Annotated in this window: 13 protein-coding genes; 8 read left to right on the top strand and 5 right to left on the bottom strand. The window is 69.1% G+C overall.

The genetic code is table 11. The features are described from left to right. Positions 1-3: 3 nt before the first annotated feature. On the bottom strand, positions 4-3,084 hold the full coding sequence (fdnG, locus tag MKL11_RS21215) for a formate dehydrogenase-N subunit alpha (RefSeq protein ID WP_243947054.1): 3,081 nt from the start codon (positions 3,082-3,084) through the stop codon (positions 4-6). Positions 3,085-3,235: 151 nt separating this feature from the next. Then, the gene (locus MKL11_RS21210; RefSeq protein ID WP_243947053.1) at positions 3,236-3,574 is read right to left on the bottom strand and encodes a hypothetical protein; all 339 of its coding nucleotides are present in this window, start codon (positions 3,572-3,574) and stop codon (positions 3,236-3,238) included. 145 nt (positions 3,575-3,719) lie between these two features. Between MKL11_RS21210 and MKL11_RS21205 the strand changes: the two genes are divergently transcribed. From MKL11_RS21205 to MKL11_RS21175, 7 genes are all read left to right on the top strand, one after another. Next, positions 3,720-3,905: a hypothetical protein gene (locus MKL11_RS21205; protein WP_243947051.1), complete on the top strand. Its 186-nt coding sequence runs from the start codon at positions 3,720-3,722 to the stop codon at positions 3,903-3,905. 317 nt (positions 3,906-4,222) lie between these two features. Then, positions 4,223-5,251 (top strand): sulfate ABC transporter substrate-binding protein, encoded by a 1,029-nt coding sequence (locus tag MKL11_RS21200; protein WP_243947049.1) that lies wholly within the window; start codon positions 4,223-4,225, stop codon positions 5,249-5,251. 10 nt (positions 5,252-5,261) lie between these two features. Continuing rightward, positions 5,262-6,116 carry a sulfate ABC transporter permease subunit CysT gene (gene cysT / locus MKL11_RS21195; protein ID WP_243947047.1) on the top strand — a complete coding sequence of 285 codons (855 nt, stop codon included), beginning with the start codon at positions 5,262-5,264 and terminating at the stop codon, positions 6,114-6,116. 19 nt (positions 6,117-6,135) lie between these two features. Then, positions 6,136-6,990, top strand: a complete 855-nt coding sequence (gene cysW / locus MKL11_RS21190; RefSeq protein ID WP_243947104.1) for a sulfate ABC transporter permease subunit CysW — start codon at positions 6,136-6,138, stop codon at positions 6,988-6,990. A gap of 58 nt (positions 6,991-7,048) precedes the next feature. After that, positions 7,049-8,032: a sulfate/molybdate ABC transporter ATP-binding protein gene (locus MKL11_RS21185; RefSeq protein WP_243947045.1), complete on the top strand. Its 984-nt coding sequence runs from the start codon at positions 7,049-7,051 to the stop codon at positions 8,030-8,032. Positions 8,033-8,071: 39 nt separating this feature from the next. Then, the gene (locus MKL11_RS21180; protein ID WP_243947043.1) at positions 8,072-9,121 is read left to right on the top strand and encodes a cysteine synthase A; all 1,050 of its coding nucleotides are present in this window, start codon (positions 8,072-8,074) and stop codon (positions 9,119-9,121) included. 124 nt (positions 9,122-9,245) lie between these two features. Further along, positions 9,246-9,401, top strand: coding sequence for a hypothetical protein (locus tag MKL11_RS21175; RefSeq protein ID WP_007563230.1), 156 nt, complete (start codon positions 9,246-9,248; stop codon positions 9,399-9,401). A gap of 114 nt (positions 9,402-9,515) precedes the next feature. On the opposite strand, the gene MKL11_RS21170 is transcribed toward MKL11_RS21175, so the two are convergent. After that, on the bottom strand, positions 9,516-10,895 hold the full coding sequence (locus MKL11_RS21170) for a serine protease (RefSeq protein WP_243947041.1): 1,380 nt from the start codon (positions 10,893-10,895) through the stop codon (positions 9,516-9,518). Between the two features lie 302 nt (positions 10,896-11,197). Here MKL11_RS21170 and MKL11_RS21165 point away from each other — a divergent pair, with 302 nt between their 5' ends. Further along, on the top strand, positions 11,198-11,374 hold the full coding sequence (locus MKL11_RS21165; RefSeq protein WP_243947039.1) for a hypothetical protein: 177 nt from the start codon (positions 11,198-11,200) through the stop codon (positions 11,372-11,374). A 135-nt stretch (positions 11,375-11,509) separates the two neighbouring features. Here the strand turns inward: MKL11_RS21165 and MKL11_RS21160 are convergent, their stop codons facing one another. Further along, positions 11,510-11,821, bottom strand: a complete 312-nt coding sequence (locus tag MKL11_RS21160) for an alkylphosphonate utilization protein (protein WP_409565887.1) — start codon at positions 11,819-11,821, stop codon at positions 11,510-11,512. A 202-nt stretch (positions 11,822-12,023) separates the two neighbouring features. Further along, entirely contained in the window at positions 12,024-13,310 is a 1,287-nt protein-coding gene (ccrA, locus tag MKL11_RS21155; protein WP_243947035.1) for a crotonyl-CoA carboxylase/reductase, read from the bottom strand. Positions 13,311-13,334 lie beyond the last annotated feature (24 nt).

The following is a 13,334-nucleotide window of genomic DNA, read 5'->3' as shown; positions in this document are numbered from 1 at the left end:
CCCTCAGGCGACCGCGTCGGACGGCGGCGTGGTCGGCTCGATATTCACGAGCCAGGCCTTGAACTCCGGCGTCTCGGTGTTCGCGTCACCCACCACGGGCGTCAGCGAGTTCGGGTGCCATCCTTTCTTCGTCAGGCCCATGAAGCCCCAGTGCTGCGGGATGCCGACGACGTGGACAGGCTTGCCGTCGCAGATCAGCGGCTTGATCCGCTTGGTCACCACCGCCTTGGCCTTCAGGGAGCCGCGCTTCGACCAGACGCGGACCCAGCCGCCCTTGGTGATGCCCTTCTCCTTGGCCAGCTCCTCCGAGATCTCGACGAAGGCCTCCGGCTGGAGGATCGCGTTGATCCGGGCGTGCTTTGTCCAGCCGTGGAAGTGCTCGGTGAGCCGGTAGCTGGTGGCCGCGTAGGGAAAATCCTTCGCGTCGCCGAGATCGGCCAGGTCGTCCTTGAAGATGCGGGCCGCCGGGGCGCCCTTGATCTTCGGGAACGGGATGTTGGCCATCGGCGACTCGAACGGCTCGTAATGCGTCGGGAACGGCCCGTCGCGCATGAGCCCCCGGGTCCACAGGCGGGCGACGCCCTCCTGGTTCAGGATGAACGGCCCGACGCCCTTATCGGGGGCGACGGTGACGCCGTAATCCGGCACGTCGAAGCCGATCCACTGCTTGCCGTTCCACTCGATGAGCTTCTTCTTCTCCGACCAGGGCCTGCCCTCCGGGTCGCAGGACGCCCGGTTGTAGAGCACGCGCCGGTTGGCCGGCCACGCGAAGGCCCAGTTCGGGGCGATGCCGCGGTCGCCGGGATCGGTGTTGTCCCGGCGGGCCATGGTGTTGCCCTTCTCGGTGTAGCAGCCCGAGTAGATCCAGCATGCGCACGCCGTGGTGCCGTCGTCCTTGAGCTGGGCGAAGCCGTCGACCTGCTTGCCCGCCGGGATGATCGTCCCGTTGAGGTCCGGCGTCGGCGCCACCGTGTAGCCGTTGAGCTCGCGGGCGAGCTCGGTGGGCGTCGGCGACTCCGCCATGGCGTAGTCCCATTTCAGGTTGACGATCGCGTCCGGGAACGCGCCGCCATCCTTCTTGTAGGCCTCCTTCATGCGGAGGAAGATCCCCGACATGATCTCGATGTCCGAGCGGCACTCGCCCGGAGCCTCCTGGGCCTGCCAGTGCCACTGCAGCCAGCGGCTGGAGTTCGACAGCGAGCCTTCCTCCTCCACGAACAGGGTGGTCGGCAGCTCGAACACCTCGGTCTGGATCTGGGTCGGATCGACGTCGTTGTACTCGCCGTGGTTCTCCCAGAACCGGGCGGTCTCGGTCTTGAGCGGATCCATCACCACGATGAACTTCATCTTGGAGAAGGCTTCCGTCATCTTGGCACGGTTCGGGAACGTCATCAGGGGGTTGAAGCCCTGGATGATGTAGCCCGTCATCTTGCCCTGCTTGGCGAGCTCGAACCCGCGCAGCACGTCGTAGGTCGGCACATCGAGCTTGGGCAGGTAATCGTAGGCCCAGTCGTTGTCCTTCGTCGCGTGCTCGCCCCACATCATCTTCTGGAACGAGACGAAGAACTTGTTGTAGTTCTGCCAGTAACTGGTCTGGCCCGGGCGCAGCGGCTTGAACTGCCGCTTGGCGATGTAGCTCGCGTAATCCGGCTCCTTCTCCACGGGCAGGTTGAGGTAGCCCGGGATGAGGTTCGACATCAGCCCGAGATCGGTCAGGCCCTGGATGTTTGAGTGGCCGCGCAGGGCCTGCATGCCGCCGCCGAGCATGCCGATGTTGCCCAGAAGCGTCTGGACGATGCACATCGAGCGGATGTTCTGCGAGCCCTTGGAATGGTGCGTCCAGCCGAGCGCGTAGAGCGAGGCCATCGTCCGCTCCGGGGAGGACGTGGTCGCCATCAGTTCGCAGACCTTCAGGAAGGTCTCCTTCGGCGAGCCGCAGATCCGCTCCACCATCTCCGGCGTGTAGATGGCGATGTGCTTCTTCAGCAGCTGCATGACGCAGCGCGGATGCTGCATCGTCTCGTCGACCACGGCGTAGCCGTCGGGACCGATCTCGTAGTCCCAGGTGGTCTTGTCGTAGTCGCGCTTGTCGGCGTCGTAGCCGGCGAACAGGCCCTCGCTGAAATCGTAGCCCTCGCGGACCACGTAGCCCGCGTTGGAATAGACCGCGACGTAGCGGTGCTGCAGCTTGTCGTTGTCGATCAGGTACTTCGCGACACCCGACAGGAACGCGATGTCGGTCCCCTGCCGGATCGGGCAGTACAGATCGGCCACCGACGCCGTGCGGGTGAAGCGCGGGTCGACGACGATGAGCTTGGCGTTGTTATGGGCCTTCGCCTCGACGACCCACTTGAAGCCGCACGGATGCGCCTCGGCGGCATTGCCGCCCATCACGGTAATCACGTCCGCGTGCTTGATGTCCATCCAGAGGTTGGTCATCGCACCGCGTCCGAAGGAGGGCGCCAAACTGGCGACCGACGGACCGTGTCAAACCCTGGCCTGGTTATCGAAGACCAGGGCCCCCATGCTTCGGACTGTCTTGTAGGTCAGCCAGGCCGTCTCGTTGGTGGTCGCCGAGGCCCCGAGGAAGCCCGTCGTGGTCCAGCGGTTGACCGTGAGCTCTTCGTTCTTGGCCAGGAAGTTCTTGTCCCGATCCTCCTTGAGGAGGGTCGCGATCCGGGCGAGGGCGAAGTCCCAAGAGACGCGCTTGAACTCGGAGGTACCGGGGGCGCGGTGGAGCGGGTATTTCGTGCGGGTCTCGGCATGCACGAAGTCGAGCAACGCCGAGCCCTTCGGGCAGAGCGTGCCGCGGTTGACCGGGTGATCGGGGTCGCCCTCGATATGCATCACCGAGGAGCGCGCGTTCTTCGAACGGTCGCCCAGGCTGTACAGGATGACGCCGCAGGCGACCGAGCAGTACGGGCAGGTGTTGCGCGTCTCGCGCATCTGCGCGAGCTTGAACGGCCGCACCGCGGCGGCCATCGCCGGCTGGAGGCCGCCGAAGCCGAGTGCGCCGAGCGAGCCGCCCGCGAGGCCGGCGCCGGCCCCTTTGAGCAGGCCACGCCGAGAGACCTGGACGTTCATCTCCGCTCCTTAAAGCGATCTGGTATAATTCCAGGGTGTCCCAAAAAAGCGTGCACGAGGCAAGTGCGATTGGGTGACACAGCGCCAGGCCCTGTTTTCCCACGTCCGGCACGTTCGAAGGCCGGTTATCATCCTGCAAACGAAGACGTTTTTACTTCGACGGCGCGGCCGGATTGCTGCCGGAGGGGCCGCCCGTGCGGTGGTCGAGCGGCGCCTGCGGCTCCGTCGCGGACGATCCACCCGTATCCGCCTTGGGGACCGGCCGGTCGGCGTTCTCGCCGATCGACTTGCCGCCCGGATTCGGTGCGTCCTTGGCGGCCGATTGCTCCCGGGGAACCGGTGCCTGGCTCCAGCCGTCCTGGGCGCTGCGGGACTTGTCGCCCATGGCATCGACCCCCTTGATCTCGCCGGGCTTGGTCTGCGCCAGGCAAGGGCTTGCCGCCGTCACCGCCAGAAATGCCGTCAAGGTCAGGGAAATCGAGCGGGACAAGGGGCGGGTCCGATCTGCGCGAGGGGTCATGCCCGGCAACGTGCCCCCGGGGCGGCCAGTTCCGGTTCCGGGACCGGCCGCCGTGACGGGTTCTTAACCAAGCTTTGCCAATCTCCTGGCGTGGCCGCGTAGGAGACTCGGGATCATGACGAAGTCGTATCCGGAGCGTCCGTCCGACGAGACCACGTCCTCACCCGCGGCCTCGCTGAGCCCGAGCATCCGGCGGCATCTCGGCCAGACCCTGCGCGCGGTCTACGCCGACGCGCTGGCGGCGCCGATCGACCAGCGCCTCGAGGCCTTGGTGAAGCAGCTCGGCAAACCGAAGCCTTAGGCGGGCCGCGCCCAGGTGCACAGCCCGGCGCCGTCGGCAGGTGCGTCAGCGCACACCAGTTTGTTCTTTCTATGAAACCCGTGAACACGGCGACATTCTTCTCCTTGCGTTTCACGCGGGAGAAAATCCATGCGTTCTGCTGAGCGCAACTCCTGAACGCGCTTGTGTTTCGGAGGATTCCATCGACCCTGCACCAGCCGCACGACGACGTGTAAACCGCCCCAAGACTTGACTTCGTTCGATAAAACGAACGATCCAGGGTCTTCTGGGTGCGCCTCTCCGCGGCGCACCCGTCAGTGGCTGGGAGAGCGGGCGTGATGAGGAACGGTGCGGTCAGGAACCGGGCTTTCGGGCTGTCGATGCTGGTCGGTGCCGGCCTGTCGGCGTGCCTCGTGCCGGCCGCCGCCGAGACCGCGCTGCTGAACGTTTCCTATGATCCGACCCGGGAACTCTATCGCGAGATCAACACGGTCTTCGCCGAGGACTGGAAGGCCAAAACCGGCGAGGCGATCACGGTGCGCGCCTCACACGGCGGCTCGGGCGCCCAGGCCCGCACGGTGATCGACGGCGTCGACGCCGACGTGGTCACGTTGGGCATCCCGTCGGACATCGACGCCATCGCCAAGCTCACGCACAAGATCCCCGACGACTGGCGGACCAAGCTCCCTAACGAGGCGACGCCCTACACCTCGACGGTGGTCTTCCTGGTCCGCAAGGGCAACCCGAAGGGCGTCAAGGACTGGGCCGACCTGACCAAGTCCGACGTGAAGGTGATCACCCCGAACCCCAAGACCTCGGCCGGCGGCCGCTGGAACTTCCTGGCCGCCTGGGGCTACGCCTACGGCCAGGACAAGGATGCCGCCAAGGCCGACGCCTTCGTCGGTCAGATCTACAAGAACGTGCCGGTGCTCGACACCGGCGCCCGCGGCTCCACGGTGACCTTCGCGCAGCGGGGCCTCGGCGACGTGCTCCCGACCTGGGAGAACGAGGCCTACCTGGTGCTGCAGGAATTCGGCGCGGACAAGTTCGACATCGTGTCGCCGCCGACCTCGATCTACGCCGAGCCGCCGGTGGCCCTCGTGGCCGCCAATGCCGAGCGCAAGGGCACTACCAAGGCCGCCCAGGCCTATCTCGACTTCCTCTACAGCGACCGCGCACAGGCGATCTTCGCCAAGCACCATTACCGCCCGATCCGCCGCGAGGCGGCGGCCCCGGCCGACCTCGCCCAGCTCCCCGCGATCAAGCTGTTCAAGATCGAGGACCTGCAGGGCACCTGGGACGAGATCCAGAAGCGGAACTTCGACGCCGGCGGCCTGTTCGACCGGTTGAGCCGGGCCGGCCGCTGAGGCGGGAACCATGGTCGAGACGCCGCGTCGCAAACGGACCTTCCGCCGCCCGAGCGTGATCCCGGGCTTCGGGCTCAGCTTCGGCTACACGCTGACCTGCCTCGGGCTGGTCGTGCTGCTGCCGCTCGCCGGGCTCGTGGCCAAAGCGTCCGGCCTCGGGATCTCGGGAATCTGGTACGTCGCCACCGATCCACGGGTTTCCAGCGCCCTGCGGCTGAGCTTCGGCGTCTCCGCGGTCGCGGCGCTCGTGGCCTCGGTCTTCGGCTTCCTGGTCGCCTGGGTGCTGACCCGCTACCGCTTCCCGGGGCGCAAGCTGGTGGATGCCGCGGTCGATCTTCCCTTCGCGCTGCCGACCGCGGTGGCCGGCATCGCGCTGGCCTCGCTCTACGCGCCGGACGGGCTGCTCGGCGCGCCGCTCGCCCGGCTCGGCATCCAGGCGGCCTACACGCCGGTGGGGATCTTCATCGCCATGGTGTTCATCGGGCTGCCCTTCGCGGTGCGGACCGTGCAGCCGCTGATCGCCGAGATCGACAAGGAGATCGAGGAGGCGTCCGCCACCCTCGGGGCCAGCCGGTTCGCCACCCTGACCCGGGTGGTGCTGCCGCCGCTGATCCCGGCGGTGCTGACCGGCTTCGCCATGGCGTTTGCCCGGGGGGTCGGCGAGTACGGCTCGATCATCTTCATCGCCGGCAACCTGCCCTACGTCTCGGAGATCGCGCCGCTGCTGATCGTGATCAAGCTGTCCGAGTTCGACTACGGCGGGGCAGCCGCCATCGCCACGATCATGCTGGGCATCTCGTTCCTGACCCTGCTCGCCATCAACCTGATCCAGGCCTGGAGCCGGAGGCGCTTCGGCTATGTCTGAGATCTTCTCGCCGACCGTCATGCCCGCTGCGCGGGCGGAGCCGGTCGCCTCGGAGGGGGCAGCCACCCGCACCGTGCTGATCGGGATCGCGATCGCGTTCCTGGCGCTGTTCCTGGTGCTGCCGCTGATCGCGGTGTTCACCCAGGCCTTCTCGAAGGGGATCGAGGCCTTCCTGGCGGCGTTCCGGGAGCCGGACGCCTGGAGCGCGATCCGCCTGACGCTGACGGTGGCGGCGATCGCGGTGCCGTTCAACGTGGTGTTCGGCCTGGCGGCCTCCTGGGCGATCGCCAAGTTCGAGTTCCCCGGCAAGGCGCTGCTGATCACCCTGATCGACCTGCCGTTCTCGGTCTCGCCGGTGGTCTCGGGGCTGATCTACGTGCTGCTGTTCGGCTCCCAGGGCCTGTTCGGCACCTGGCTGATGGATCACGGCATCCAGGTGCTGTTCGCCCTGCCGGGGATCGTGCTGGCGACCGTGTTCGTGACCTTCCCGTTCGTCGCCCGCGAGCTGATCCCGCTGATGCAGGAGCAGGGCTCCGCGGAGGAGGAGGCGGCCCTGACGCTCGGCGCCTCCGGACTGCACGCGTTCCGCACGGTGACGCTGCCCAACATCCGCTGGGGCCTGCTCTACAGCGTGCTCCTCTGCAATGCCCGGGCGATGGGCGAATTCGGCGCGGTGTCGGTGGTGTCCGGCCACATCCGCGGCCTGACCAACACCATCCCACTCCACGTGGAGATCCTCTACAATGAGTACAACTTCGTCGCCGCATTCGCCGTCGCTTCGCTCCTTGCCGTCCTTGCCCTCATCACCCTCGTCCTCAAATCCGTCCTCGAATGGCGCTTCGCGGGCGAGCTCGCACACGGCCGGACTCACTGAGCGGCCCTCGACGGCGATCCGGGTCGAGGGCATCTCCAAGACCTTCGACACGGCCGCGGTGCTGCACGACCTGTCGATCGACGTCCGGGCGGGGGAGCTGCTCGGCCTGCTCGGCCCGTCGGGCTCGGGCAAGACGACGCTGCTGCGGATCATCGCCGGGCTCGACGCGCCGGACCGGGGCCGGATCCTGTTCGGCGACGACGACGCCACGGGCCTGGCCGTGCAGGAGCGGGCGGTGGGCTTCGTGTTCCAGCACTACGCCCTGTTCAAGCACATGAGCGTGGCCGACAACATCGCCTACGGGCTGAACGCACGGCGCCGGGCCGAGCGCCCGGCCAGGCCCGAGATCAAGCGCCGGGTCGGCGATCTCCTCGACCTGATCCGGCTCTCGGGCTTCGGCGACCGCTACCCGTCGCAGCTCTCCGGCGGCCAGCGCCAGCGGGTGGCGCTCGCCCGGGCGCTCGCCGTCGAGCCCCGGGTCCTGCTCCTCGACGAGCCCTTCGGCGCCCTCGACGCCCAAGTCCGAAAGGACCTGCGCCGCTGGCTGCGCGAGATCCACGACCGCACCGGCCAGACCACGATCTTCGTGACCCACGACCAGGACGAGGCCCTGGAACTGTCGGATCGCGTGGCCGTGCTGGACCGCGGCCGCCTGGAGCAGGTCGGCACCCCGGACGAGGTCCAAGAGCACCCGGCCTCCGCGACCGTCATGAAGTTCTTAGGCGATCACGTCGAGGTGGAGGCGTTGGCCGAGGGCGGCCGTGTCCTGGTGCGCGGCCGGGAGACGCCGGTGGCGGCGCCGGCCGGGATCATCGGCCCGGTCAAGCTCTACGTCCGGCCGTGGCAATTGCAGCTCGCCGAGCCGGAGGCCGCGCATCTCTCCGGCACCGTGCGCAGCTCCTACCGCAGCCAGGGCCGCCAGCGGATCGAGGTGGCGGACGACCAGGGCCGCGTTCTCGCGGTGGAAGATTTCGACGGCGTCCGCTACCCGGCCGGCCACCCGGTCGGTTTGCGGATCAACGGGGGGCACGTGTTCGGGTGAAGCTCGTCAGACACCGCACATCCGCCTAGGCTCCCAAGCATGACGATGCCGAATCGCACCGCCCATCCCGACGTCCTCTCGGCAATCGGCCGGACGCCGCTGATCCGCCTGCGCCGGGCCTCCGAGGCGACCGGCTGCGAGATTTTTGGGAAGGCCGAGTTCCTCAATCCCGGCCTGTCGGTGAAGGACCGGGCGGCGCTGGCCATCGTGCAGGAGGCCGAGGTGAAGGGCCTGATCCGGCCGGGCGGGACCATCGTGGAGGGCACGGCCGGCAATACCGGCATCGGCCTCGCCCTGGTGGCCTCGGTGCGCGGCTACCGGACGCTGATCGTCATCCCGGTCACCCAGTCGGACGAGAAGAAGCAGACCCTGCGGCTCGCGGGCGCGCGGCTCGTCGAGGTTCCGGCGGTGCCGTTCGCCAACCCGAACAACTACGTCCATGTCGCCCGGCGGCTGGCCGAGAAGCTCGCCGCCACGGAGGCCAACGGGGCGTTCTTCGCCGACCAGTTCGACAATGTCGCCAACCGGCAAGCGCATGTGGACGGGACCGGCCCCGAAATCTGGGACCAGACCGGCGGCCGGGTCGACGGCTTCGTCTGCGCGGCCGGGACCGGCGGCACGCTGGCCGGCACCGCGGCGGCCCTGCGGGCCCGGAACCCGGGCGTGCGCATCGCGCTCGCGGATCCGGAGGGTTCCGCCCTCTACGCGCACTACACCTCCGGCACCCTGAAGGCGGAGGGCTCCTCGATCACCGAGGGGATCGGCCAGGGCCGCATTACAAAAAACCTCGACGGCTTCACCCCGGATCACGCCTTCCGCATCCCCGACCGGGAGGCGCTGGACATCGTCTTCGGCCTGATGCGTGAGGAGGGCCTGTCGCTGGGCGGCTCGTCCGGCATCAACGTCGCCGGGGCGATCCGGCTGGCCCGGGAACTCGGCCCCGGCCACACGGTGGTGACGATCCTGTGCGACGGGGCGGCGCGCTACGCCTCGAAGCTGTTCAACCCGGCCTTCCTGACAGAGCGCAACCTGCCGGTGCCGGGCTGGCTGGACGCACCGCAGGATGTGTTGCCGGATTGGCACGCTTGAGCGCTACGGCCTCATCCGGCGATTATCCTCACAAAAGCGTGGATTCGCGTTGAACGGAACGGATTGTCGCAGCGTTTGAACGGTCACGCTCGCAATCAGCGCGACCGTCCGGAGAGCCTGTTCCATGTCACTCGTCACCATTCTCCTCATCATCCTGATCATCCTGGCCTTCGGCGGCGGCGGCTTCCTCGGCGGCGGCGCCTATCGCGGCCCGGGCTTCGGCCTCGGCGGCATCCTGCTGATCGTGCTGATCGTCCTGCTGGTGACCGGCCGCCTGTAAGACCTGCTCGGACGTCGTCCCCCCGCCGAGCCGTCTGCGGTTCGGCGGGATCGTCCGAAGCAGCATGGTCGCATCGCGGATCGGAACCGCGCGCTACGGTCCACGATGCGGGCCTTATCGGCAGGTGAGCGCGACGATGGCCGTCGCCGCCGCGCCGGGCCCGGCCTCTGGGCGCGGTTTCACCTCGTCGATGCCCTGGCCGGCCAGGAAGGCCGCGACCGCTTGGGCCGGCACCACGGGGAGGCGCGCGGGCGGCACGATGCCGGCGACCTGCCGCGCCGCCACCGGATAGCGGGCGACGAGCCCGACCAAGTGCCCCGACCGGTCGAGAACCGGCGCCCCGGCTGAGCCCGGCTGAAGCGGCGCGATCACGCCGCCCGTCACGGCGGTGGCCGGCGCGGCCAGAACCCCATCGGAGCCCGGAGCCAGGGCGATCAGGGCCTCGTCGGCAGCGAGCGGATCGGCCCGCACCGGTACCCGGACCGGGGCCGGGATGCCGGCCGCCCCGAGCAGTGCGAGCCCGGCCGGATCGGTCGCCAGCACCCGGGCGGTGCTCTGGCCGATATGCGGCGCCGGGCAGCCCTCCAGCACCGCGGCGGCGGTGAGGATGCGCCCCGACGCGATCACCAGACCCGTTCCCGCAGCCGCGCTCGCGGCCATCGTCGGTGGCGGCGCGGCGGCGGAAGCGGCCAGTGCGCGCGCGGCGACCTTCGGGGGCGCCGCATCGGCGACCGCCGGGAACGCCTCGAAGGCGTTGGCCACCGCGATCACCAGGCGGCCGACCTCCGACGCCAGGGTGCGGTCGTAGCCAATCAGGAAGCCGCGCACCCCCTGCGGCCCGGCATCGTACCGGATGTAGGACAGGCCGGGTCCGGCCTCGGCGGTGACCACAAGGGAATCCGGCCGCCGCAGCTTGTAGGTGACCTTGCGGTTGGGGAGCGGCGCGGTGGCCTGCTCGAACAGGTGGTCCAGGGTCTCGCCCCCCGGCGGGAAGGCCCGGGTCTCCAGGGTGACGCGCCCGTCCGCGCTCTGCCAGCGGGTGCCAGCCGGCAGGGCCGTGCGCTTCGACAGCAGGCGCTCGGGCACGCCGATCACCGCGCCGCTGCCGGGATCGGCGGCGATCCGGAAGCGTGCCGCCGCCTTGGCCGCCTCGCCGGCCGCGAGCAACGCCGCCCGGCCGCGCGACTCCAGGGGATCGGCCCCGCCCGTCCGGGCCCGGTAGGCCGTCAGCGCGTCGAAGGTCCGGCGCCCGAACGCCCCCGAGACCACCGCGTTGAAATCGCCGGTCCAGACCAGCGCGTCCTGGACCGCCTTGCGCTCCGCCTCGGGCAGCGCCTCGAAGACGGCCCTGGTCGCTTCGAAGGCGGGGTCGGACGCGGCGGGCTTGGCAGGGGAGGCGGTTTTCGGGGCCGGACGGGTCGTGACGGGACGGTCCTGGGCGAGTCCCGACGCCGTCAGGCTGCCCAGCAGGAGGACCGCCAGGAGCGGGGCCATCCGCCGGACCCGCGACGCTTGCCCCGGTCCGTGCCCTGCCTTGCGCGAATCCATCGCCGCCCCCGACGCTCGATGCGGCAACCTTGGCAGAGCCCTCCGCGGCGCGCCAGATCGAAGACCTCAGCGCCCATGCGCCCGCGAAAATCTGCCTGAACACGGAACGCGATCCCGTGCACGCGGCCGCGCGATGCGCTAGAGGGCGGAGGTCCGGCCTCGCGGGCCGGCCCGGACTCCGAATCGGGACTCGACTCGGACATCCTGCCGGCCGCGCGCCGCCGCCATGGTCCGACGCGGAGCCCGGCATGAGCGAGACCAACAACACCTTCAAGAAGGCGCCCAAGCGCAAGCCCGCCAAGGGCAAGAGCGTCAGCGTCTCCCCCGAGATGCGGCAGGCCTATGCCGACCTGATCCGGGAACGCGCCGAGAAGCAGGAGACCTACGGCCGGCACCTGCCGCAGGAGGAGACCAAGCGCCGGTAAGAGGCCGGGTTTCCAAAGGGCTCAGCCCTTTGGCGGGGTATCGGGGCGGAGCCCCGATGGCACCGAGCTTCGCTCGACCCAGGGTTCTGCCCTGGACCCGCAAAAGGTCCCGGACTTTTTGAAACCCTGACGCCCCTATCGCTTGCGCACGAATTCGGTGCGCAGGACGAGGCCCTTGATGGTGTCGTGGCGGCAATCGATCTCTTCGGGATCGTCCGTGAGCCGGATCGACCGGATGACCGTGCCCTGCTTGAGGGTCTGGTTCGCACCCTTGACCTTCAGGTCCTTGATCAGCGTGACCGAGTCGCCGTCGGCCAGCACGTTGCCGGCCGAGTCGCGCACCTCCACTTGCCCGGGCGCCGCCGCTATTGCCGCCTGACCGGGCGGGAGCCACTCGCCCGTCGCCTCGTCGTACACGTAAGAGTCTTCGTCGCCCGCCAAGTCCATAACCCCCGGTGCCGGGGCCGGGCTGCGCCCGACACCCCGCTCGCCCGCACCCCTCAGGCCGAATCGGTCATCGCCCCGGCTCGGGTGCTGGAACAAGCGCGGCCGTTCTCGCTCCCGGCCGGGCCGGGGGCAAGGGGTGCGGCGATCGAGGTGAGAGCCGGACGCCCAGCCCCCGCACGCGGGCGGAGGCCGGGGGATGGCGTCAGCGCTTGAGCGGGCCGGCCTCGATCACGTCCTCGACCGTGCGCAGGCCCGCGCGCGGGGAGTTCACCAGGCAGGCCATGTTGCCGGGCGGGTGCTGGTTCTTCCACATCTTGGTGTGGGCCTGGGGGATCTTGTCCCAGGGAAACACCTCGCTCATGCATGGGTCGACCCGGCGGTCCATCACGAACTGGTTGGCCGCCGAGGCCTGCTTCAGGTGGGCGAAGTGCGAGCCCTGGATCCGCTTCTGGCGCATCCAGACGTAGCGGGCGTCGAAGGTGATGTTGAAGCCGGTGGTGCCGGCGCAGAACACCACCATGCCGCCGCGTTTCACCACCAGGGCCGAGACCGGGAAGGTCGCCTCGCCTGGGTGCTCGAAGACGATGTCGACATCCTGTTTGCCGGTGATGTCCCAGATCGCCTTGCCGAACTTCCGGGCTTCCTTCGTCCAGGCATGGAACTCGGGCGAGTTCACCGTGGGAAGCTGCCCCCAGCAGTTGAAGTCCTTGCGGTTGATGACGCCCTTGGCGCCGAGGCTCATCACGTAGTCGCGCTTCGAATCGTCCGAGATCACCGCGATGGCGTTCGCGCCCGAGGCCGCGCAGAGCTGCACGCCGAACACGCCGAGGCCGCCGGAGGCGCCCCAGATCAGCACGTTCTGGCCGGGCCGGACCGTGTGCGGCGCGTGGCCGAACAGCATGCGGTAGGCGGTGGCGAGGGTCAGTGTGTAGCAGGCCGCCTCCTCCCAGGTGAGGTGCTTGGGCCGGTGCATCAGCTGGCGCGACTGCACCCGGCAGAACTGCGCGAAGGAACCGTCCCCGGTCTCGTAGCCCCAGATCCGCTGCGAGGGCGAGAACATCGGGTCGCCGCCGTTGCACTCCTCGTCGTCGCCGTCGTCCTGGTTGCAGTGGACGATGACCTCGTCGCCGACCTTCCAGCGCTTCACCTTGGCGCCGACCTTCCAGACGATGCCCGACGCGTCCGAGCCGGCGATGTGGTATTCGCCCTTGTGGACGTCGAAGGGCGAGATCGGCTCGCCCAGCCCCGCCCAGACGCCGTTGTAGTTCACGCCCGCGGCCATGACGTAGACCAGCACCTCGTCGTCGCCGATCTCCCAGACCGGCAGCACTTCGAGCTGGTGGGACTGCTCCGGGGGCCCGTGGCGCTCGCGCCGGATCGCCCAGGCGTACATCTTGGCCGGCACGTGACCCAGCGGCGGGATCTCGCCCATCTCGTAGAGGTCCTTGACCTCGCCGGCCGCCGGACTGACCGCAGCGCTCGCCGCCATCTCGCTCTCCTCTCGTCCCGCGTG

Source organism: Methylobacterium sp. J-077 (assembly GCF_022829365.1).
GTDB lineage: Bacteria > Pseudomonadota > Alphaproteobacteria > Rhizobiales > Beijerinckiaceae > Methylobacterium.
The sequence above is the reverse complement of the archived record's forward strand: the minus strand, read 5'-3'. Positions and strand labels throughout refer to the sequence as shown.